Annotated in this window: 17 protein-coding genes; 9 read left to right on the top strand and 8 right to left on the bottom strand. The window is 71.8% G+C overall.

What is annotated here, in order from left to right:
- Positions 1-80: 80 nt before the first annotated feature.
- The 8 genes from OTB20_RS24295 to OTB20_RS24260 all read right to left on the bottom strand — a co-directional run bounded on the left by OTB20_RS24295 (position 81) and on the right by OTB20_RS24260 (position 8,647).
- Positions 81-236 (bottom strand): hypothetical protein, encoded by a 156-nt coding sequence (locus OTB20_RS24295; protein ID WP_267820570.1) that lies wholly within the window; start codon positions 234-236, stop codon positions 81-83.
- Between the two features lie 199 nt (positions 237-435).
- On the bottom strand, positions 436-2,049 hold the full coding sequence (locus OTB20_RS24290; protein ID WP_267820568.1) for an FAD-dependent oxidoreductase: 1,614 nt from the start codon (positions 2,047-2,049) through the stop codon (positions 436-438).
- Positions 2,050-2,065: 16 nt separating this feature from the next.
- Positions 2,066-2,890, bottom strand: a complete 825-nt coding sequence (locus OTB20_RS24285; protein ID WP_267820566.1) for an arylamine N-acetyltransferase family protein — start codon at positions 2,888-2,890, stop codon at positions 2,066-2,068.
- A 36-nt stretch (positions 2,891-2,926) separates the two neighbouring features.
- Complete coding sequence (locus OTB20_RS24280) at positions 2,927-3,964, bottom strand: 3-oxoacyl-ACP synthase III family protein (protein ID WP_267820564.1); 1,038 nt, start codon at positions 3,962-3,964, stop codon at positions 2,927-2,929.
- 128 nt (positions 3,965-4,092) lie between these two features.
- On the bottom strand, positions 4,093-5,997 hold the full coding sequence (locus tag OTB20_RS24275) for an anthranilate synthase family protein (RefSeq protein WP_267820562.1): 1,905 nt from the start codon (positions 5,995-5,997) through the stop codon (positions 4,093-4,095).
- Positions 5,994-6,617 carry an isochorismatase family protein gene (locus OTB20_RS24270; RefSeq protein ID WP_267757251.1) on the bottom strand — a complete coding sequence of 208 codons (624 nt, stop codon included), beginning with the start codon at positions 6,615-6,617 and terminating at the stop codon, positions 5,994-5,996. The genes OTB20_RS24275 and OTB20_RS24270 overlap by 4 nt, the downstream gene beginning before the upstream one ends.
- A 67-nt stretch (positions 6,618-6,684) precedes the next feature.
- Positions 6,685-7,455, bottom strand: coding sequence for a 2,3-dihydro-2,3-dihydroxybenzoate dehydrogenase (locus OTB20_RS24265; RefSeq protein WP_267757250.1), 771 nt, complete (start codon positions 7,453-7,455; stop codon positions 6,685-6,687).
- A gap of 19 nt (positions 7,456-7,474) precedes the next feature.
- On the bottom strand, positions 7,475-8,647 hold the full coding sequence (locus OTB20_RS24260; protein ID WP_267820560.1) for a 3-deoxy-7-phosphoheptulonate synthase: 1,173 nt from the start codon (positions 8,645-8,647) through the stop codon (positions 7,475-7,477).
- 209 nt (positions 8,648-8,856) lie between these two features.
- Between OTB20_RS24260 and OTB20_RS24255 the strand changes: the two genes are divergently transcribed.
- The 9 genes from OTB20_RS24255 to OTB20_RS24215 all read left to right on the top strand — a co-directional run bounded on the left by OTB20_RS24255 (position 8,857) and on the right by OTB20_RS24215 (position 22,195).
- Entirely contained in the window at positions 8,857-9,849 is a 993-nt protein-coding gene (locus OTB20_RS24255) for an NADPH:quinone reductase (protein WP_267820558.1), read from the top strand.
- Positions 9,850-10,005: 156 nt separating this feature from the next.
- Positions 10,006-10,548, top strand: coding sequence for an SRPBCC family protein (locus OTB20_RS24250; protein ID WP_267757247.1), 543 nt, complete (start codon positions 10,006-10,008; stop codon positions 10,546-10,548).
- Between the two features lie 109 nt (positions 10,549-10,657).
- Complete coding sequence (locus OTB20_RS24245) at positions 10,658-12,223, top strand: AMP-binding protein (protein WP_267820556.1); 1,566 nt, start codon at positions 10,658-10,660, stop codon at positions 12,221-12,223.
- A gap of 152 nt (positions 12,224-12,375) precedes the next feature.
- Positions 12,376-14,364: an FAD/NAD(P)-binding protein gene (locus tag OTB20_RS24240; protein ID WP_267820555.1), complete on the top strand. Its 1,989-nt coding sequence runs from the start codon at positions 12,376-12,378 to the stop codon at positions 14,362-14,364.
- Positions 14,361-15,815 carry a 3-carboxy-cis,cis-muconate cycloisomerase gene (pcaB, locus tag OTB20_RS24235; RefSeq protein ID WP_267820554.1) on the top strand — a complete coding sequence of 485 codons (1,455 nt, stop codon included), beginning with the start codon at positions 14,361-14,363 and terminating at the stop codon, positions 15,813-15,815. The genes OTB20_RS24240 and pcaB overlap by 4 nt, the downstream gene beginning before the upstream one ends.
- 25 nt (positions 15,816-15,840) lie before the next feature.
- Complete coding sequence (locus tag OTB20_RS24230) at positions 15,841-17,250, top strand: MFS transporter (RefSeq protein WP_267820553.1); 1,410 nt, start codon at positions 15,841-15,843, stop codon at positions 17,248-17,250.
- A complete protein-coding gene (locus OTB20_RS24225; protein ID WP_267820550.1) occupies positions 17,243-19,516 on the top strand; it encodes a molybdopterin oxidoreductase family protein in 2,274 nt (757 codons plus the stop codon). The genes OTB20_RS24230 and OTB20_RS24225 overlap by 8 nt, the downstream gene beginning before the upstream one ends.
- On the top strand, positions 19,513-20,946 hold the full coding sequence (locus OTB20_RS24220) for an FAD-dependent oxidoreductase (protein WP_267820549.1): 1,434 nt from the start codon (positions 19,513-19,515) through the stop codon (positions 20,944-20,946). Before OTB20_RS24225 ends, OTB20_RS24220 begins: the two co-directional genes overlap by 4 nt.
- 37 nt (positions 20,947-20,983) lie before the next feature.
- Complete coding sequence (locus OTB20_RS24215) at positions 20,984-22,195, top strand: NAD(P)/FAD-dependent oxidoreductase (protein WP_267820548.1); 1,212 nt, start codon at positions 20,984-20,986, stop codon at positions 22,193-22,195.
- Positions 22,196-22,358: the final 163 nt, after the last annotated feature.

Below are 22,358 nucleotides of genomic sequence, written 5' to 3'. Positions count from 1 at the left end.
ACCGCGCGGAGGCGCGCACGAAAACAGTGGTGCCCCCTCCGGATCCGGCCGGGGCACCACTGTCATGTGCGGGGAGCGGGTTACGGCTTCGGAGCCATCGGGCCGCGGTCGTCGGCCAGGACGGCGTACCCCGTGCCGGCCCCATCGGTCTGGTTGTCCACCTCGACGAAGACACCCAGGCCGAGGGCGAAGGTGACCGCGAGGAGTCCGACCAGACCAGCGAGCTTGCCGCGCATTTTGATCCCCTTGTGTTCGTCCGAGTTCCGTGTCGCTTTCGACATGACGGAGATTCGCAAGGGGGGTTCCCATCCTGTTCCTGCTCGGTTACCTCCGGACGGTAACCAACGGGAATGGGCTCGGGGAAGGGGTTTTGACGGTATCCACAGGTTAGATATTGGCCGGAAGGAGATGGCCGAATTTCTGTGAACTGCCATTTTAGAAAAGAGAAATGCGAAGCTCCGCTTCCAGTCGGCTGAGATCGCGTGAATGGCCGTGCGACACAATGTGACCGTCCGGCCGGATCAGGTAGAAACCTGCCGCCCGGCATCCGGTCTGCGCCGACGCGTCCTGGCGGCGCAGGTTGACCTGGCGCAACAGCGGCCACTTCGCCACCACGTGGCCCAGTTCCCGCTCCCATTCCCGGCTGCCGTCGGACACGGCCGCCAGGTGCCAGCGGTGCGGGTCCGCCCCGGGGCCCGAGATGCCGTAGGCCTGTGCCAGGCGCCGCGGGAACACCGCCCCGACCTCCAACGCGCCGGGCAGGGACCGCCGTACGCGGCAGCCGGTCCAGCCGGAGGGCTGCTGGCTGTCGCGGGTCACCGGATAGGACAGCCGGCGTCCGGCCATCACCGGAGCGTAGAACTCGGAGATGATCCCGGTCCGGTCCAGCAGCCGGAACGCCGCGTCGCGCGCCGCCACCGTCGCCTTGGCCTTGGCCACCCACGCCTTGGTCTGCAGGTCGGTGTCGCGCACGATCTGCCGGGTGACCTCGGACCGCTCCTCGCCGTAGGAGGCGAGCAGCGCGGAGGGGGACTCGCCCCGGATCACCGCGGCGAGCTTCCAGGCGAGGTTGTGCGCGTCCTGGAGGCCGTTGTTCATGCCCTGGCCGCCGGCCGGGCTGTGGACGTGGGCGGCGTCGCCGGCCAGGAAGACCCGGCCGCGCTGGAACTCGCTCGCACGCCGGGCATGGACCCGGAACACGGCCTTCCAGACCGCCTCCTCGATCCGTACCCCGCGGGGTCCGCGCTCGTCGATGACGGCCTGCATCATCGAGGCGTCGACCTCGCCGTCGCCCTGCGGCATGACCGACAGGAACCGGAAGATCCCGCCCGGGATGGGCACGATCACCAGCGCGCCGTTCGCCGACTGGTAGAAGTGGCACTCGTCCGGCGGCAGGTACCCCTCGATACGGGCATCCACCAGGGCGAAGGCCATCTCGTACGTGGATCCCTCGAAGCCGATGCCGAGCTGACCGCGGACCGCGCTGCCCGCGCCGTCGGCGCCGACGACGAACGGCACCCGCACCCGCTCCAGGCCCTCGGGCGTCTCCAGGACGGCCGTCACGCCGTCGGTGGCCTCGATCCGGCCGGAGTAGTCGACCCCGTCCAGGGCCAGCAGCCGGACACCGCGCTCGATCTTGCCGCCGAGCTCGTGCAGCCGCTTGGTCAGCAGCCGCTCGGTGACGTGCTGCGGAAGGGTGCGGCACGCCAGGTCGTCGGAGAAGCCGAAGGAGGCCAGCGGCCGCCGCTCGGAGAAATAGCTCAGTGTGTTGATCCGTACGGACTCCGTGTTGACCACGTCGCCCAGTCCGGTGTCCTCGAGGATGTCGAGGGCACGGGGCCAGACGGACAGGGCCTTGGGGGTCAGCATGGGTTCGGGGGCACGGTCGATCACCCGGACCCGGATGCCGCGCCGCAGCAGCTCGACGGCGGTCAGCAGGCCGGTGGGGCCCGCCCCGACGACCAGCACGTCCAGGTCGGACGGCCGGTCGGCGGATGCCGCTTCGCTCTCTCTCGTGGTCCGGATCTCGCCGGTGATCAGGTCAGCCATGGCCTCTGGGACTCTCTCAGTCGGTTCGGACGCCGGTGGTGGTGGAGTTCGCCGGCTCGGTGGGCAGCCGGTCGAGGCTGATGCCGAAGTGGGTCTTGTACGCGGCGATGACGTCTGCGTCATCGGTGAGGACGGTCTTGGAGCGCTGCTCGCCGTCCACGACGTTCAGGTGGTGGCCCTTGAGGGTCACCAGGCCGGTCTCGGTGCGGATCGAGCAGAACAGGGCCTGCATGAACGAGGAGTCGGGGGCGGTGCGGTACCACCACAGCGACGGGCCGTAGTCCTCGATGCGGACCGGAATGTCGACCACCTGGTACAGGGGGCGGCCGCCGAGCCACAGGTCCACGGTGCCGGGCCGGCCCTCGACGTCCTTGAACTGGAACTCGCCGTTCGGGTCGCTCTGCACCTCGCGGCTGGTGAAGTCCAGCGGGAAGCGGCTGTTGCGGCCGAAGCCGGTGTCGACGAGGTGGATCTCCTCGCCGATGGTCACCTTCAGCGCGAGGTGGCCGAGGAGCGGGCCGAGGCCCTCCGGGCGGTGCACACGGCCCGGAATGATCTCGACGTCGTAGCCGAGGGCTTCCAGGACGAAGCCGAGCGCGGGGTTGACCTCGTAGCAGCCGCCGCCGCGGTGCTCGCGGGCGATCTTGTCGACGGAGCGCTTGTCCATGTGGATCTCGCGGCCGGCGAGGTGGTAGTCGATGTTCTCGAACGGCACGGTCAGCACCGCGCGTTCGGTCAGGTGCTTGAGTCCGGCGGCGTCCGGCTGCGCGGGGCGGCTCGCGCCGATCCGGGTCAGGTAGGCGTCGACCGTGGCGTCGTCGATCACGGTTGCGTCCAGCATGGAATCTCCTTGAGGGGTGTCGGGGGGAGAGGTGGCCTACCAGCGGATGAGTGACAGGCCGAGGGCCATGCCGCCGCCGAAGCCGGCGAGCAGGACCAGGTCGCCGGCGGTCAGCCGGCCGGAGCGTGCAGCGCGGTCGAGGGTGATCGGCACGGAGGCCGAACCGGTGTTGCCGTACTCCTCGTACGTGGTCCACGTGGTCAGGGCGAGCGGCCGGTCGGCGCCCACCGCCAGCTCGGCGGAGAGGGTTTCCAGCATGCGGCCGTTGGCCTGGTGCGGAACGAAGTGCGCCAGGTCCGCCGGGGTGAGGTCGCGTTCCGCCAGGAAGGCGCGGATGGCGGGCGGGACGTTGTCGGCGACGAAGTCCCGGACGCCGCGGCCGTTCATGGTGAAGTACTGGAGTCCCGCGGCGAGGGTGTCGGGGGTGGTCGGGATGCGGCTGCCGCCGCCCGGGACCTCGATGAGGTGCCGGTCGGCCGCGTAGCTGGCGAGCCGGTTGGCGAGTACGCCGCGTTCCTGTCCGGCGGACGGGCCGAGGACGACGGCCCCCGCTCCGTCACCGAACAGGATCGTGGTGCGCCGGTCCTCGGGGTTGAGGATGCGGGAGTAGACGTCGGCTCCGATGACCAGGGCGTAGCCCTCGCCGGCGGTGGCCGCCAGCATGGTCTGCGCCGTGGTCAGGGCGAACAGGAAGCCCGTGCACACGCCGTTGACGTCGAAGGCGGCCGTGCCGTGGTCCGCGCCGAGTTCGCCGGCGACCACGGCCGCGGTCGGCGGCTGCGGCTGGTCGGGGGTGGAGGTGGCCACCACGATCAGGGACAACTGGTCGGCGCGGATGCCGGCGCTCTCGAGCGCCGCACGCCCCGCGATCACCGCGAGATCAGATGTCGCCTCATCGGGCTTGGCCCAACGGCGGTTGCGTATTCCTGTCTTGCCGAAGATCCAGTCGTGATCGACTCCGGCCGGAGCGCCGACTTCGTCGTTGGAGACGATGTGAGACGGTACGTACGAACCCGTGCCCAACACGCCCACCGAAACAGCACTCTGTGCACCGTGCATTCCCGTCGTGATCATTTCGTGCGACTCCTCAGCAGCGTGAAACTCATGGTTCCGTCCCGCGGAAGAGCCGACAACGGCGGCTGCGGGACCTTGTCAGGTAGAGCGGGGAGCGGAGCGGTCCGGGGCGGACCGCCCCGCCCGTGTCAGGCGGCGAGCATCCGTGCCGTCAGCGAGGCGAGCAGTTCCCCGGTGATTCGGGGGCCGCCCAGCGTCAGGACCGACTCCGCGTGGAACTGCATCGATGCGAAGTACGGGCCGCGCAGGGCGTGCACCTCGTCGGTCTCCGGGTCGCGGCTGATGTCCACGAGTCCGATGCCGGGGATGATGGCCGAGTCCACTGCGGAGCGGGCGGCGAAGGTGTTGTAGAAGCCGACCCGTTCCGGCCGGCCGAAGAAGTCGATCTCCTTCTGTACGCCCTGGTTCGGTTCGCTGCGGCGCACCAGCTCGAAGCCGAGGGTGGTGGACAGCACCTGGTGGCTCAGGCAGATCGCCAGGAACGGTCTGCGCTCGTCCAGCAGGGTCCGTACGGCCGTCCGCAGGTGGTCGATCTTCGGGTGGGAGCTGTCGCGCGGATCGCCGGGCCCGGGACCCATCACGACCAGGTCGTACCCGTCGAAGGAATACGCCTGGTCGAACCGCCGGACCGTCACGTCCAGTCCCAGGGAGACCAGTTGGCGGGCGATCATCGCGGTGAAGGTGTCCTCGGCGTCCACCACCAGCACGCGCCGTCCGGCCAGCGCCGGATCCACCGCCGCCCGGTCCCGCTCCTCCTTGAGCCAGTAGTCGGCGATCGTACGGTTGCGGTCCAGCAGGGCCGCGCGGACGTCGGGGTGGGACGCGAACCGGGCACGGGTGCCCTGCGATTCCAGGGCCGCGAGCAGCCCGGCGGCCTTCGCCTTGGTCTCGGCCACCTCCGACCAGGGGTCGGAGTGGCGTACGAGGGTGGCCCCGACGCCGATCTCGACCTCGCCGCCGGCGCCGATGTCGGCCGTACGGATCAGGATGGACGAGTCCAGCGCGTGCCCGCCCTGCTCGTCGTGTCCGATCAGCGCCAGCACGCCGCTGTAGTAGCCGCGGCCCTGCGGTTCGTACTCGGCGATGACCGCGGCCGCGCTCTCCAGCGGGCTGCCGGTGACGGTCGGCGCGAACAGCGTCTCCCGCAGGATCTCCTCCGGGGTGTGCCCGCTGCGGCCCTCGATGAAGTACTCGGTGTGGGCGAGACGGGCCATCTCCTTGAGGTACGGCCCGTCCACGCGGGCACCGCCCTCGCAGATCCGGGCCATCATCTTCAGTTCCTCGTCCACCACCATGTACAGCTCGTCCACTTCCTTGGCGTCGGCCAGGAAGTCCATCACCTCCGGCAGCGAGGGGCCGGCGGCCGGATAGCGGTAGGTGCCGCTGATCGGGTTCATGACTGCGGTGCCCTCGCGCAGGCTGACGTGGCGCTCGGGGCTGGCGCCCACGAGGGTGCGCTCGCCGGTGTGCACGACGAAGGTCCAGTACGCGCCCGACTCCCGCTCCAGCAGCCGGCGGAAGAGGGTCAGCGCGTGGCCGGTGGAGTACTCGCGGATGGCGGTGGACCATGAGCGCTTGATGACGAAGTTGGCGCCCTTGCCCTCGCCGATCTCGTCCGAGATCACCCGGCGCACGGTGTCCGCGTACTCCTCGTCGGAGATGTCGAACGCGCCGCCGTCGAGCTCGATCGGCAGGTCGGGGATCCGAGACAGCGCCTCGACCAGGGAGACGTGCTCCTGGCCGGTGACGGTCATGGCGACCAGCGGGGTGTCCTCCTCGGGGGCGGCGAAGCCCCGCTCGGCGATCTGCCGGTAGGGGACGAGCGCGAGCACCTCGTGCCGGGCGCCGCTGCCGGCCGCGGGCGCCGTGGCGGCCGTGGCGCCGGAGGCGCGCAGCTCCGCGAGGGTCGCCACGGTCGCGGTCTCGCCGACGATGACGTCGAGGATTCCGGGACCGGAGGCCTCCGGGCGGTAGAGGAGGGCGAACGGGGGTGGGTTGGGGCCGAGGATCCGGGCCAGCAGGGGCGAGCTCATCCGGCGATCTCCTTCGCGGTGGTGACGACCGCGCAGCGCTTGGCCGCGTAGTCGATGGCCAGCCGGTGTTCCTGCTCGCTGAAGTCGCCGATCGCGTCGGCGACCAGGAAGGTCTGGATGTCGTGGCTGAACGACTCGATGGCCGTGGTCAGCACGCCGACGTGGGCGTACACGCCGCAGATGACCAGCTGGTCGCGGCCGGCGGCCCGCATCCGCTCCAGCAGGTCGGTGTTGAAGAAGGCGCTGTAGCGCCACTTGGTGCAGACCCAGTCGCCGTCGGCGGGGGCGAGTGGCGGGACGACCTCCCGGTCCTCGGGGGTCGTACGCATCCCCGGGCCCCAGATGTCCGCCAGCAGTCCGCGCTGCTCCGGCGTCATGCCGCCCGGCTGGGCGGTGTACGCGACGGGTGCTCCGGCGGACTTGAAGTGCTCGCGCAGCAGCACGGCGTTGCCGGTCAGCTCCTCGCGCAGCCCTTCGGGGAACGGTGCCAGGAAGTAGCGCTGCATGTCGTGGACGAGCAGGACGGCCCGGTTCGCGTCGAACGACCACTGCGGTACGGACGGGGGGAGTTCTCCCGCGGTGGGGAGGGGATAGGGCTCGATGGTCGGTATGCCGGCCATGATGTTTCCTCTCGGTTCTCTTGTTCCTCAAAAGGGCTGCGCCGCAGGTGAGTTCACGCGCCGGGACTCACACGCCCAGCGTGGCTCCGCCGTCCACGGTGAGGACGTGCAGGGTGATGTGGGCGGCGCGGTCCGACAGCAGGAAGAGCACGGCTTCGGCGATGTCGGTGGTGCGGGCGAGCTTGCCCAGCGGGATGCCGCCCTTGAAGGACTCGGGGTTGCCCGCGATGGTCTTGGCGGGGCCCTGGTCGTCCTCCCACATGGAGGCGAGCATGGCCGTGTCGGTGGACCCGGGGGCGACGACGTTGCAGCGGATGTTGTGCTTGGCGACTTCCAGTCCGAGCGATTTGGTGAGCATCGTCGCGGCGGCCTTCGACGCCCCGTAGGCGGCCATTGAGGCACGCGGGGTGCCGGCGGCGTTCGAGGCGACGGTGACGATGGCGCCGCGGTTGCGCGGGATCATCCGGTTGACGGCGGTACGGGACAGCCTGAAGACACCGCTGACATTGACCTCGAAGGTCTGCAGCCAGTCCTCGTCGCTGAAGTCCTTGATCTCGCCCATGCGCAGGATGCCCGCGGTGTTGACGAGCATGTCCAGCGGGCCGAGTTCGCGTTCGACCTCATCGACGACGGCCTCCACCTGCGCGGTGACGGTGACGTCGGCCGGGTAGGCGTGGGCGTTCAGTCCGTCGGCGACCAGCTTTTCCACCGCCTCGTGCAGCCGGACGGCGTCGCGGTCGACGGCGGCCACCATCGCGCCCTCTTCGGCGATTCGGCGGGCCACGGCCAGACCTATGCCTCCCGCGGCTCCAGTGACTAGGGCGACCTTGTTGTCCATGTCCCAACTCCCGGCTTGTTCAGCTCCGCCACGACGACACCACGGCGTAGGCCTGGTGAGGGTTGAGGCGGGGATCGCAGAAACTCGTGTAGTTGTCGCCGACCGCGTCGATGCGGGCCGCGTCGGTCGTGCACTCGGTGACCTTGTCCGGAGTGGTCTCCAGGTGCAGGCCGCCCGCGACGCCGCCGCCGCGGACGACGACCTCCTGGAAGCCCTGCACCTCTTCGACGACGGTGTCGACGAGGCGGGTCTTGAGGCCACCGGGGGCGGAAACGGTGTTGCCGTGCATGGGATCGGTCAGCCAGATGACCGGGTGGCCGGCCTGGACGACCGCGTCCACGAGCGCGGGCAGTCGCTCGGCGACCAGGTCCGCGCCCATGCGGGCGATGAGGGTGAGGCGGCCGGGCTCGCGCCACGGGTCGAGGCGCCGGCACAGTTCGACGAGCTCCTCCGGGTCCATCGACGGGCCGACCTTGCAGGCCACGGGGTTGACGACGCCCGCCAGCATGTCCACGTGGGCGCCGTCGATCTGGCGGGTGCGCTCGCCGATCCACGGGAAGTGGGTCGAGGTGAGCAGCGGGCTGCCCTCCTCGTCCCAGCGCATCATGGGCAGTTCGTAGTCGAGGAGCAGGGCCTCGTGGCTGGTCCATACCGGCGGGCAGATGCCCGAACGGCGGGCCGGGTCGGTCCAGCCGAGGTGGGCCATGGCCTCCGCGGCGGCCTGGTAGCCGGTCAGCAGGCGGTGCGGGTCGGGGATGCGGTCGGCCAGGTTGGCCTCCGGACCGTTGACCATGTGGCCGCGGAAGACCGGGAGTTCGACACCGTCGACGACCTCGGTCGGGCGCGAGCGGGGCTTGCCGAACTGGCCGGCGAGGCGGCCGATCCGGACCACCGGCTTGTGCGTGACCATCTTCAGCGTGCCGGCGAGCAGGTCGAGGAGCGCCGACTTGCGGGCGATGTAGCCGCCGTCGCACTCCGACGGGTCCTCGGCGCAGTCGCCGGCCTGGACCACGAAGGCCTCGCCCGCCGCGACACGTGCGAGGTGGGAACGCAGGCGACGGACGTCTCCGGCGTTGACCAGCGCCGGACGGCGGGAAAGCTCGTCCTTCACCTTGGGCAGTTCCGGAAAATCGGACCAGTCGGGCTGCTGAAGGGCAGATTCACTTCTGACGGTAAGCGGGGCGGTAACCACGGGAAACTCCCAGTCGTGGGGCGGCAGGCTCAAAGGGCAGAATTGAGGGGCGGCGGAATACGGATACTCTGCTGGACTTGCGGAAGCGACCACGGGGAACCGGGCACTCCGTCAGGTGGCCGTGCAGGGGGCGCTATCTAGCCCGCGACACCTGACACACGCGCGGCGGCGGGTTTCCCGCGGCGGCCTCCCCGAACAGAATCCGGTTCATGCATGCCGCCTATATCGAACAGCTGGGTCCCGCGGAGGTCATCCGCTTCGGTGAGCTCCCCGTTCCGCAGCCGGGTCCGTCCGATGTCCTCGTCGCGGTGGACGTGGTCTCCGTCAACCACGTCGACACCTTCGTCCGCTCAGGTGCCTGGAGCACCCCTCTCGACTTCCCCTTCGTGATCGGCAGGGACCTCGTCGGTACGGTGCTGTCCGCCGGCCCCGCCGTCGCGCACCGCTTCGCGCCGGGTGACCGGGTCTGGTGCAACAGCCTCGGCCACGACGGCCGCCAGGGCGCCGCCGCCGAACAGGCCGTGGTCCCCGCCGACCGGCTCTACCCGCTGCCGGCGGGGGTGGAGCCCGAGGACGCGGTAGCCCTCGCGCACCCGGCCGTCACCGCCTATCTCGCCCTCTTCGACCAGGGCGAGATCACCGCCGGGGACACCGTGTTCGTCGCCGGCGCCGCCGGCAACGTCGGCAGCGCGCTGGTCACGATGGCCGCGCACGCCGGAGCCAGGGTGATCGCGACGTCCTCGCCGCGCGACTTCGCGTACGTACGCGGCCTGGGCGCGGCGGAGGTCATCGACTACAACGACCCCGACGTACCGGGTCGGATCCGCGAGCTCAGCCCGCACGGGGTGGACATCCACGTAGACACCTCGGGCCGCAACGACCTGGAGACGGCGGTGGACCTGCTGGCGAGCCGCGGCCGGATCGTGCTGCTCGCGGGGCTGCGCACCCGTCCCGTACTACCGGTGGGGCCGCTCTACCTCAAGGACTGTTCGGTGCGCGGCTTCGCCATCTCGCACGCCACCGCGGGCCGCCTGGCAGCGGCTGCCGCGCACGTCAACACGCTGACGGCGGCCGGACTGCTCCGGCCGCGCGGTACCCAGGTGCTGCCGTTGTCGGCGGCGGCCGAGGCGCACCGCCTGCTGGACGAGGGCAAGGTGACGGGAAAGCTCGTACTGCGCGCCGGGCCCGTATCCGGCGGGTGAAATTCCGTTTCTATGAAAACAGGCGGCGCCGCCGAATTGTTTTCGCGGCGCCGTTCCGGCGTGCCCGAATTCGACCGTATTTCTTTATGTCGAAGACCTGACGGACCCTGAGCAAGGCCGTTGGTTATCGAATTGGTGGCCGATAGCGTTCTGGCCATGACGAACTCCATCATTGACTCGACCCCGCTTTTCGAGATCCGTGCGGACATTCCCGTCGCGGCCACCGCACAGGAGATCTACGACGTGGTCAGCGACCTGACCCGCAGCGCCGAGTGGAGCCCGGAGTGCAAGGGCGGCGAGTGGATCTCCGGCGAGCCCTCCAGCGTCGGCGCGGTCTTCCGCGGAGAGAACCTGCGTGCCGAGGACGTCGTCGGCTGGGCACCGCTGATCCGCGGCACCTGGTACACGGAGGCCCGCATCACGGCGGCCGAGCCGGGCCGCACCTTCCGCTGGATGATGCTGACGCACGCCCAGGAGGACCAGGAGTCCATCTGGGGCTTCGACATCGAGCCGGCGCAGCAGGGCTCGGTCCTCGTGCACCACTTCCGGATGGGCCAGGCGACCGCCGGCATCCACAAGATCGTCGCCGACCTGGACGAGGTCGGGCGCAAGCAGTTCATCACCGACTGGACCGAGAAGCTCGAGCAGGACCTCGACGCCACCCTCGCCCGGATCCGCGACGTCGTCGAAGGCCGCTGAGCCCGTTCGCCGCACCCGTTCGCCGCACCCCGGCCGCCGGCGCAGACCGTTCCCGACCGGCCCGCCACTCCCCGCACGCCACCGAAGACACTCTTGAGAGAACGAGGCCATGCTTCTCCAGCGCATAGGAAACAAGGGCATCCGGCTGGGTACGCTCTTCGACCGAGCGGCCGACCGCACCCCCGCCGGCCTCGTGGTCCTGGACCACGACCTGGACATCGCCCCGCAGCTCGGGCGCCGTACCACCCTCACCGAACTCGCCGACCTGGTCGACGACTTCTCCTCCCGGCTGTGGGCGGTCGGGGTGCGCCCGAACCACCACGTCGTCGTGCACAAGTCCGATGGCTTCGACATCTCCCTGCTGGCCTGCGCGATCGCACGCATCGGCGCGATCCCGGCCCTGCTCTCCCCGAAGCTGGACGGCGAGACGGTGGCCGTGCTGGTCCGCCGCATCGACCAGCCCTTCCTGATCACCGACCAGGACAAGCTCGACCACAACCTGCCGGCCGAGATCTTCGACATCACGGCCAAGGTGCTGCTGACCACGGGCTCCTACGAAGGGGCCGTCGAACTGGGCGGCCTCGCGGGCGCCACCCGCGTCCCGGCCATTCCGATGCCGCCGGACCACCCGACCCTGATCACCCACACCTCGGGCACCACGGGCACTCCGAAGCTCGCCGTGCACACCGGCCATACCTTCGAGGCCCGCTACCGCCCGCAGGCCACCGTGTTCTCGGCCGTCGGCAAGCGCGAACCCGTCGCCCTGCACGTGTCGTTCGTGCACTCCCGGATGTTCACGGCCATGCCGATCTCGATCCTCCAGGGCCACACCCTGATCGTCCTCAAGGAGGACGACACGGAGACCGTCGGCGACATCTTCGCCCAGGTCCCGCCCGGCTTCATCGAGGCCCACCCCAACACCTTCCTGCACTGGGAGGCGCTGGCCGACGACCCGCGCGGCCCGCTCGCCAACGTCAAGTACTTCAGCTCGACCTTCGACGCGATCCACCCGCGCACGGTGAGCATCCTGCTCAACGCCACGAAGCGCCGTAACCCGCTCTTCGCCCAGGCCTACGGCCAGAGCGAGGTCGGCCCCATCGCGGCCCGCACCTACACCCGCAAGGGGGGCGCGGACTTCGACGGCCGCTGCGTCGGATCGCCGTTCCCCGGCATGACCGGTGTCCGCGTCGTCAGCCGCGACGGCAACCCCGTCTCCAAGACGAACCCCGGCTTCATCGAGATCAAGTCCGACGGCCGCATCATCACCTACCTCGACGAGCACGAGCGCTGGGAGAAGCAGGTCCACGACGGCTGGTGGCGCATGGGCGACCTGGGCTACCGCACCAAGTGGGGCTGCCTGCACCTCCTCGACCGCGAGGTCGACGAGATCCCCGGCATCGGCTCCACGCTGGAGATCGAGGACAAGCTCTTCACCCGGCTGCACGAGCTGATCGAGGTCATCATCATCCCCGGTGCCGACGGCGTCCCGGTCCCCGTGGTCTGCACCCGCGACGACAAGCCGCTCGACCTGATCGCGTGGAAGTCCGCGGTCATCGGCCTGCCGAAGCTGGCGGACCCGGTCCAGTGGCGCCTCGAGGACGTCCCGCAGACCTCCACGACCAAGATCAAGCGCCTCGAGCTCGCCCGTCTGGTCACCGCCGGTTCCCCGGCCTAGGCCCGACCCGACCTCCCGCCGGCTCCCGCCCCCACCGCCGGCTCCCTGCCCGTCCGTTCCGCGCAGGGCCTGACCACCGCCGCGCAGGCCCTGCCCGACCGCCGCAGGGGTCCCGTCCAGGCCGGGCAACCCCACAGCATCGGAGAAACAGCATGAGCAACTCATCCGTCGAGATATGCGTCGTCGGCGCCGGCCCCCGTGGCCTGTCCGTCGTAGAGCGCCTTGCCGCCAACGAACGCGAACGCCCCTCGCACGACTCGGTCGCCATCCACGTCGTGGACCCGTCGGCGCCCGGCGCCGGCAAGGTCTGGCGCTCGGGCCAGTCCCGCCACCTGCTGATGAACACCGTCGCCTGCCAGATCACCGTCTACACCGACGAGAGCTGCCAGATCGACGGCCCCATCGAGCCGGGCCCGAGTCTCTTCGAGTGGGCCAAGTCCCTCTCCGTGCTGGGCCAGTTCGACGACTACGACGAGGGCACCCTCGCCGAGGCCGCGGTCATGGGCCCGGACACCTACCCGACCCGCGCCTTCTACGGCAGCTACCTCGGCGAGTGCTTCCAGCGCGTCATCGTCGGCGCCCCCAAACACGTCACCGTCCACGTCCACGGGTCCCGCGCAGTCGCCCTCGCCGACACCCAGGGCATCCCCGGCGGCCCGCAGGGCGTCCGGCTGGAGGACGGCACCCGCCTGAACAACCTCGACGCCATCATCCTGGCGCAGGGCCACGTCCCGGCCCGCCTGACCCCCCGCGAGGCGCGCACCGCTTCCCTGGCGCGCATCCACTACCTGACGTACCTGACGCCGGGCAACCCGGCCGACGCCGACCTCGCGCAGGTCAAGCCCGGCCAGTCGGTGCTGCTGCGCGGTCTGGGCCTGAACTTCTTCGACTACATGTCGCTGTTCAGCCACGGCCGCGGCGGCACCTTCGTCCGCGACGAGAACGGCAAGCTCGCCTACCAGCCGTCCGGGCAGGAGCCCCGGCTGTACGCCTTCTCCCGGCGCGGCATCCCGTACCACGCCCGCGGCGACAACGAGAAGGGCGCATACGGCCGTTACCTCCCCAAGCTGCTGACCCCGGCCTACATCAAGGGCCTGCGCGAGCGCGCCGAGGACGGCGGGATGGTCACCTTCAACGCCGACCTGTGGCCCTTCATCTCCCTCGAGGTGGAGAGCGTCTACTACGGGTCCCTGCTGCAGGCCCGCGGCGGCGGCGCGGACCGCGAGGAGTTCACCGAGCGCTACTTGTCCCTCGCCGAGCCGGCCGAACGCATCGATCTGCTCACCGAGTTCGGCATCGAGGCGGCCGACCACTGGAGCTGGGAGCGGCTCTCCCTCCCGTACGGCGACACGAAGTTCGCCGACCGCGACGCCTTCCAGCAGTGGCTGATCGGCTACCTCGCGGCCGACGTCGTCGCCGCCCGCCAGGGCAACGTCAGCGGCCCGGTCAAGTCGGCCCTGGACGTCCTGCGCGACCTGCGCAACGAGGTCCGCCTCGCCGTCGACCACGGCGGTCTCGACGGGGACTCGCACCGCGACGACCTCGAGGGCTGGTACACCCCGCTCAACGGCTTCCTCTCCATCGGCCCGCCGGCCACCCGTATCGAGGAGATGATCGCCCTGATCGAGGCGGGCATCCTCACCCTCACCGGGCCTGGCACCCAGGTCCGCATCGACACCAACACCCAGAGCTACCTGGCCGAGTCCGCGACCGTGCCGGGCGCCACGATCAGGGCCCAGGTCCTCATCGAGGCCCGGCTTCCCGAGCCCGACCTGCGGCGCACCGCCGACCCGCTGCTCCAGCACCTGCTGGACACCGACCAGGCCAAGCCGTACGTCATCACCGGCGGCCAGGGCGGCTACCAGACCGGCGGCCTCGCGGTCACCGAGCGCCCCTACCGGCTCATCGACGCCCGCGGCGCCGCCCACCCGCGCCGCTTCGCCTACGGGGTGCCCACCGAGTCCGTGCACTGGGTGACGGCCGCCGGCATCCGCCCGGGCGTGGACTCGGTGACCCTCGGGGACTCCGACGCCATCGCCCGCGCCGTACTGGCCCTGCCGACCGTCGCGCACGCCCCGGCGGGCATCCACGCGGTGACCGACGACACCGCCGAGGGCGCACTGCCCGGCGTGGTCGTATGACCGAGGAGGACCTCCTCACCGACGCCGGCCTGCTCTCCCCCGTGCGGGCCGGTACCCCGGTCGAGGCGGCCGTCGGCGACCGGGCGTGGCTCCAGGCCATGCTCGACGCCGAGGCCGCCTTGGCCAGGGCTCAGGCGGGACTCGGCACCTTGCCGAAGACCGCCGCGGACACCATCACCGCCGCCGCCCGGGCCGAGGACTTCGACCTGAGGGCCCTCGCGCTCGCCGCGCGCGAGACCGCCAACCCGGTCGTCGGCCTGGTCCAGGCGCTCACGGCGGCGGTCCGCGAGAGCGACCCCGAAGCCGCTGATCACGTCCACCGGGGCTCCACCAGCCAGGACATCTTCGACACCGGCGCCATGCTGGTGGCCGCCCGGGCGCTGCGCCTGGTCCGGGCCGACCTGGCCCGGACCGCGCAGGCCCTGGCGGGCCTCGCGGCCACCCACCGCAACACCCTGATGGCCGGCCGCACCCTCGCCCTGCACGCCGTACCCACCACCTTCGGGCTCAAGGCCGCGGGCTGGCACCGGCTCGTCCTCGACGCCGACGCCCGCCTCGCCCGGGTCCTGCGGGAAGGCCTGCCGGTCTCGCTCGGCGGGGCCGCGGGCACCCTCGCCGGATACCTCGAATACGCCGACATCGACCGTCCGGACGTGGCGGCCGACGCCGAACACCCCTACCTCGACCGGCTCGTCGACGCCTTCGCCGCCGAGACCGGCCTCGCCCGCCCCGTACTGCCCTGGCACGCGCTGCGCACACCGATCGCCGATCTCGCCGCCGCGCTGGCCTTCACCGCCGGCGCCCTCGGCAAGATCGCGGTCGACGTGCAGTCGCTGACCCGGACCGAGGTGGGCGAGGTTACCGAGCCCACCGCGGCCGGGCGCGGTAGCTCCTCCGCGATGCCGCACAAGCGCAACCCGGTGCTCGCCACGCTGATCCGCTCGGCCGCCCTGCAGGTTCCGGTGCTCGCCGCCGGGCTGACGCAGTGCCTGATCGCGGAGGACGAGCGGTCCGCCGGCGTCTGGCACGCCGAGTGGCAACTGCTGCGCGAATGCCTGCGGCTGACCGGCGGCGCCGCCCACACGGCGGTGGAACTCGCCGAGGGGCTGGAGGTCCGGGCCGATCGGATGCGCGCGAACCTCGACCTCACCGGCGGCCAGGTGGTCTCCGAACGCATCGCCGCACGCCTCGCCCCACGCCTGGGCAAGGCCGCAGCGAAGCAACTGCTGACCGAGGCCTCGGCGGTGGCCGCCGACAGCGGGCAGCCGCTGAGCGCCGTGCTCGCCGGGATGTCCGGCGCCGGGCACGGGCTCGGCGCCGCCGACATCGCGCGGCTCTGCGACCCGGCCCGGTACAGCGGGGGCGCCGGCGCACTCGTCGACCGCGCGCTGGCCCACGTAGAACCGGCCGATGCAGAGCCGGCCGGCGCAGAGCCGACTCCGAATTCCTGACCGGACCCCACACAAGGAGGAACTGATGAATGCCGCGAGATCCGCCAAGGGCCGCTGGATCGAGGACTGGAACGCCGAGGACGAGCAGTACTGGGAGCAGGGCGGCAAGCAGATCGCCCGCCGCAACCTCTTCCTGTCCGTGGCCTCCGAGCACATCGGCTTCTCCATCTGGAGCATGTGGTCGGTGCTGGTGCTGTTCATGACGCCCGCGATCGGCCTGGGTTTCGCGCCGGACGAAAAGTTCCTCCTCGTCGTCACCCCCACCCTGGTCGGCGCCCTCCTGCGACCTTCGTACAGCTACGCGGTCACCCGCTTCGGCGGCCGCAACTGGACCGTCTTCGCGTCGGCCATCCTGCTCGTGCCGGCACTGCTGACCGTGTACTTCATCCAGCGCCCAGGCACCCCGCTGTGGGTGTTCCTGGTGATCAGCGCGCTCGGCGGGGTCGGCGGCGGCAACTTCGCCTCTTCGATGACCAACATCACCAGCTTCTTCCCCCGGCGCCACCAGGGCTGGGCGCTGGGCCTGAACGCCGGCGGCGGCAACCTCGGCGTCGCGGCCGTCCAGCTGCTGGGCCTCCTCGTCATCGCGACGGCCGGAGACACGCACCCGGCGTACATCGCGGCCTTCTACCTCCCGCTCATCGCGTTCGTCTCCCTGCTGTGCGCGGCGAAGATGGACAACATCGCCGCCGTACGGACCGACCCGGGCGCCCAGCGCGAGGCGCTCGGCCAGCGCGACACCTGGCTGATCTCGCTCCTCTACATCGGCACCTTCGGCTCGTTCATCGGCTACGGCTTCGCCTTCGGCCTGGTCCTGCAGACGCAGTTCGGCTCCACCCCGCTGCAGGCGGCCTCGTACACCTTCCTCGGCCCGCTGCTCGGCTCCTTCGCCCGTCCCACGGGCGGCTGGCTCGCCGACCGGTTCGGCGGCGCCCGGATCAGCCTCCTCACCTTCGCGGGCATGGCCGCCGGGACCGGCGTGCTGCTCATCGCGTCGGCGCAGCACTCGCTGCCGGTGTTCATCGGGGGCTTCACCGTCCTGTTCGTCCTCAGCGGCATCGGCAACGGCTCCACCTACAAGCTGATCCCCGCGGCCTTCAACCGCCAGGCCGAGGCCGGCATCGTGGCCGGCCACGACGCCACCAAGGCCTTCGCCGCGGCCCGCCGGCTGTCCGGCGCCGCCATCGGCATCTCGGGTGCGATCGGCGCCCTCGGCGGCGTCGCCATCAACCTCGCCTTCCGCGGCGCCTACGGCGGCGGCTCGGGCAGCGGTACCCCCGCCTTCCTGTCCTTCATCGGCTACTACGCCGTCTGCGCGGCGGTGACCTGGACCGTGTACCTGCGCCGTGAGCGGGCCGCCGGTGCCACCGCCAGCGCCTCGCGCGCAACGGCGCACACCGCCGATGCCCGTCCGACGGAGAGCATCCATGCCTGACCGGACACAGCCCGAGGGCCTCCCGCCGCAGCAACAACCGCAGCAACAACCGCAGCCGCAGCCGCACCCGCAGCCGCACCCGCAGATCGATGCCGACGCCGGCCCCGCCGAGGTGCGGACCCACTGCCCCTACTGCGCCCTGCAGTGCGGCACGCTGCTCACCGCCGGCGACCGCGAAGGCAGGGCCGACGGGGCCTCGGTCCAGCCCGACCCGGACTTCCCCGTCAACAGCGGCGGCCTGTGCCAGAAGGGCTGGACCGCCCCCGCCCTGCTGACCACCCCCGACCGGATCCGGACCCCCATGGTCCGCGACGCGTCCGGGACCCTTCGCCCCACCGACTGGGACACCGCCCTGGACACCGTGGCCGCCTCCCTGGCCCGGATCCGCGCCGAGCACGGCCCCGACGCCGTGGGAGTCTTCGGCGGAGGCGGACTGACCAACGAAAAGGCCTACCTGCTCGGAAAGTTCGCCCGCCTCGCCCTCGGCACCAGCCAGATCGACTACAACGGCCGCTTCTGCATGTCCTCCGCCGCGGCCGCCGGCAACGCCGCCTTCGGACTGGACCGCGGACTGCCCTTCCCCGTCACCGACCTCGGCTCCGCCGACACCGTCCTGCTCGCCGGGGCCAACCCCGCCGAGACGATGCCCCCGCTGATGCGGCACCTCACCGCCGCCCAGCTGATCGTCATCGACCCGCGCCGCACCCCCACCGCGGCGCGCGCGGCCCTCCACCTCCAGCCGCGCCCCGGCACCGATCTGGCCCTCGCCCTCGGCCTGTTCCACATCCTCGTCGTCGACGGCCACACCGACCTCGGCTACGTCGACCGGCGCACCACCGGCTTCGACGCCGCGTGGAAGCGCGCCGCCTCCTGGTGGCCCGAGCGCGTCGAGAAGGTCACCGGCGTCCCCGTCAGCGACCAGCGCGAGGCCGTCCGGATGCTCGCCGCCGCCGACCGCGCCTACATCCTCACCGGCCGCGGCGCCGAACAGCACAGCAAGGGCACCGACACCGTCGCGGCCTTCATCAACCTGGCCCTCGCCCTGGGCCTGCCCGGCCGCGAAGGCGGCGGCTACGGCTGCCTCACCGGCCAGGGCAACGGCCAGGGCGGCCGCGAACACGGCCAGAAGGCCGACCAGCTCCCCGGATACCGGATGATCACCGACCCGGCGGCCCGCGCCCACGTGGCCGGCGTCTGGGGCGCCGACCCCGACGACCTGCCCGGTCCCGGCCGCAGCGCCTACGAACTCCTCGACGCCCTCGGCACCGAAACCGGCCCCCGGGCCCTGCTCGTCTTCGGCGCCAACCCCGTGGTCTCCGCCCCGCGCGCCGCCCACGTCGGCAGGCGCCTGGCGAGCCTGGACCTGCTGGTCGTCGCCGACTTCGTGCCCTCCGAGACCGCCCGCATGGCCGACGTGGTCCTCCCCGTCACCCAGTGGGCCGAGGAGGAAGGCACCCTCACCAACCTCGAAGGCCGCGTCCTGCGCCGGCGCCGACTGCTCTCCCCGCCGCCCGGAGCCCGCTCCGACCTCGCCGTACTGCGAGGCCTGGCCACCCGGCTGGGCGACCTCCCCGAGCGCTACCCGGACGAACCCCGCCTGGTGTTCGAAGAGTTGCGCCGCGCCTCGCAGGGCGGTCCCGCCGACTACTCCGGGATCAGCTACGAACGCCTCGACGCGGGGGAGGCCCTGCACTGGCCCTGCCCGCAGACCTCCGACGCCGAAGGCGACCACCCGGGCACCCCGCGGCTCTTCCTCGACCGGTTCGCCCACCCCGACGGCCGGGCCCGCTTCGCCGACGTGGACCACCGCCCGCCCGCGGAGGAGGTGCACACCGAGCATCCGCTCTACGCCACCACCGGCCGGGTCCTCGCCCAGTACCAGTCCGGGGCCCAGACCCGCCGGGTACCCCAGCTGATCGCCGCCGCCCCCGAGGCGCACGTCGAAGTCCACCCCGACACGGCCGCCCGAGCCGGCCTCACCGACGGCGGCCACGCCAGGGTCAGTTCGGCCCGCGGCGCCACCCTCGCCCGGGTGCGGCTCGACCCGACCCTGCGCACCGACACCGTGTTCCTGCCCTTCCACTTCGGGGGCGCCGGCCGGGCCAACCTGCTCACCAACGACGCCCTCGACCCGCGCAGCCGGATGCCCGAGTTCAAGGTCTGCGCCGTCCGCATCGAGCCCGTGGAGCTGGAGTTCCCCGAGGCCGACCCGGAAGACGCCGACGAAGACATCGAGATCCCACTCCTCCAGGACGCCCTCTCATGACCGCGACCACGCCCGCAGCCCCCCTCCTCGTCATCGGCAACGGCCCGGCCGCCCACCAACTCCTGGACCGAATACGCCACTTCGGGTGCCAGGACCCCGTCACCGTGCTCGGCGCCGAGGACACCCCCGCCTACCACCGGGCGCTGCTCACCTCCGCCCTCGACGGCAGCCTCCCGGCCGAGGCCATGGAGCTGCCGCCGCCGCCCGGCGACACCACGATCCACACCGGCGCGTGCGCCGTCCGCATCGACCGCGCCCGCCGCCTCGTGCACACCGCCGACGGAGGCGTCTTCCCGTACTCCCGGCTGGTCCTGGCCACCGGAGCCGCCCCGCTGATTCCCGGCCTGCCCGGCCTGCGCACCCCGGACGGCGAGCCCGCCGCCGGGGTCGCCGTCCTGCGCACCCTCGCCGACTGCGCCCGTCTCACCGACCCGGCCGAGATGGCCGCCCGTGCCCCCGTGACCATCCTGGGCGCCGGTTCCCTGGGCGTCGAAGCGGCCTTCGCACTGGCCCTGAAGGACCGGCCGGTCACCCTCGTGCACCCCGGGCCCTGGCCCATGGACCACCTCCTGGACCGGACCGCCGGCACCCTCGTCTGCGACCGGCTCGCCGCCGCCGGGGTCGAGGTCGTCACGGGCACGCCCGCCGCCTCGTACGCCCCGGGCACCCTGACCCTCGCCGACGGCCGCGCTCTGGCCGCCGGCACCCTGCTGCTGTGCACCGGTGTGCTGCCCGAGACCGGGCTGGCCCGGGCCGCGGGGCTGGGCGTGCGCACCGGCATCGTCGTCGACGACCGGCTGGGCACCGACGACCCGCTGATCCACGCCATCGGCGACTGTGCCGAGCACCGCGGCAACCGCGGCGGCTCCCTGGCCTCCGGCTGGGCCCAGGCCGAGGCGCTGGCCCGCCACCTCGCCACCGGAGCCCGGGGCGTGGCCGCCGCCCGCCGCGTGCTGCGGCCCCGCATCGCGGGCCCCGGCCTCGTCGTGCTCGGCATTCCGGGCAGCGTCCCCGCCGACGAGACGATCACCCTCAACGACCCGGCGAACGGCCGCTACGCCCGCCTGGAACTCACCGGCGAACGCATCAGCTCCGGCGTCCTCATCGGCTTCGACCGGGCCATCGCCACCACGACCGAGCTGTACGTCCACGACCTGCCCGTCCCGCGCGACAGGCTGAGCCTGCTCCTGGGCCGCGCCGCCCGTGTCGCGAGGAAGGGCCCCGTCGAGCTCTGCCCCGACTCGGTCGTCTGCCTCTGCAACAACGTCACCCATCAGGACCTCACCGACGCATGGCACGCCGGCGCCCGCAAGGTCACCGACCTCGCCACCGCCACCCGGGCCACCACCGGCTGCGGCGGCTGCACCCGCCAGGTGGAGTCGATCTGCACTGCCCTGGCCTCCACCAAGGCTGCCGCGACCGGCAGTTGACCCGGCGCGGTGGTCCTCATCCCGTAAAGGACACCGCATGACCCCCCGCACTCTCGTCGTCATCGGACACGGCATGACCGGCCAACGCCTCGTGGAGGAGCTCCGCTCCCGCGACCGGGACGGAACCTGGCGGGTGGTGGTCCTCGGCGAGGAGAGACACCCCGCCTACGACCGGGTCAAGCTCTCGTCCGCCCTGGACGGCACGACCCCGGCCGAGCTGAGCCTCGTGGATCCCGCCCTGTTCGACGACGCCCTGGTGGAGTTCCGACACTCCGCCAGGGCCGTCGGCGTTGACCGCGAGGCCCGTACCGTCGCCCTGGCCGACGGCGGCCACCTCGCCTACGACGCCCTCGTACTCGCCACCGGATCGGTGCCCTTCGTCCCGCCGGTGCCCGGCCGCGAGCTGCCCGGGGCCTGTGTCTACCGCACCCTCGACGACCTCGACGCCATCCGTGAGGCCGCCGCCCGCACCACGACAGGTGTGGTGATCGGCGGCGGTCTCCTCGGCCTGGAGGCCGCCAACGGCCTGCGGCTGCTGGGGCTGACCCCGCACGTCGTGGAGATGGCTCCGCGGCTGATGCCCGTCCAGGTCGACGAGGGCGGCGGCCGCGTGCTCGACCGGCTCGTCCGCCGGCTCGGCGTCACCACCCACCTCGGCGCCGCGACCAGCCACATAGAGGCCGGTCCGGACGGGAACGTGGCCCGCCTGGTCTTCGCGGACGGTACGTCCATCGAGACCGGCCTGGTCGTCTTCTCCGCCGGTGTCCGCCCCCAGGACTCCCTGGCCGGCCCGGCCGGCCTGCCGCGCGGTGAGCGCGGCGGCTTCCTCGTCGACGACCACTGCCGTACGGAGGATCCGTACATCTGGGCCATCGGCGAGTGCGCGGCCGTCGAAGGGCGCTGCTACGGCCTGGTCGCCCCCGGCTACCGGATGGCCGAAGCCGTCGCCGGGCAGCTGCTCGACGACGGCCCGACCCGCTTCCCGGGCGCCGACATGTCCACCAAGCTCAAGCTGATGGGCGTGGACGTCGCCTCCTTCGGCGACGCCCACGCGCAGACCCCGGGCGCGCTGGAATTCGTACGGGAATCCGCGGGCGGCGACGTCTACGCCAAGCTCGTCCTCGACTCCGAGGGGGAGAGCCTGCTCGGCGGAATCCTCGCCGGCGACGCGGCGGCCTACCCGCTGCTGCGCTCCCTGCTGGGCCGCGAACTCCCGGACTCCGCCGACTCCTTGCTGGCCTCCGTATAACCGGGTCGGGCCGAACCGCCGCCGCTCCGCCTTTCCCCCAGGGGGTGTCCCGAACGCCGGGGCACCCCTTTCCGGCGTCCGGGCCCGGGGCACGAGGGCCCGGCTCGACTCCACGACGGAGCAACGCAGCAACGGAGCAACGGAGCAACGGAGCAACGGAGCA

It is taken from the genome of Streptomyces sp. H27-H1 (assembly GCF_026627445.1).
Taxonomy (GTDB): Bacteria; Actinomycetota; Actinomycetes; order Streptomycetales; family Streptomycetaceae; genus Streptomyces.
Note: the sequence above shows the minus strand (reverse complement) of the source record. Positions and strands in the feature narration are given on the sequence as shown.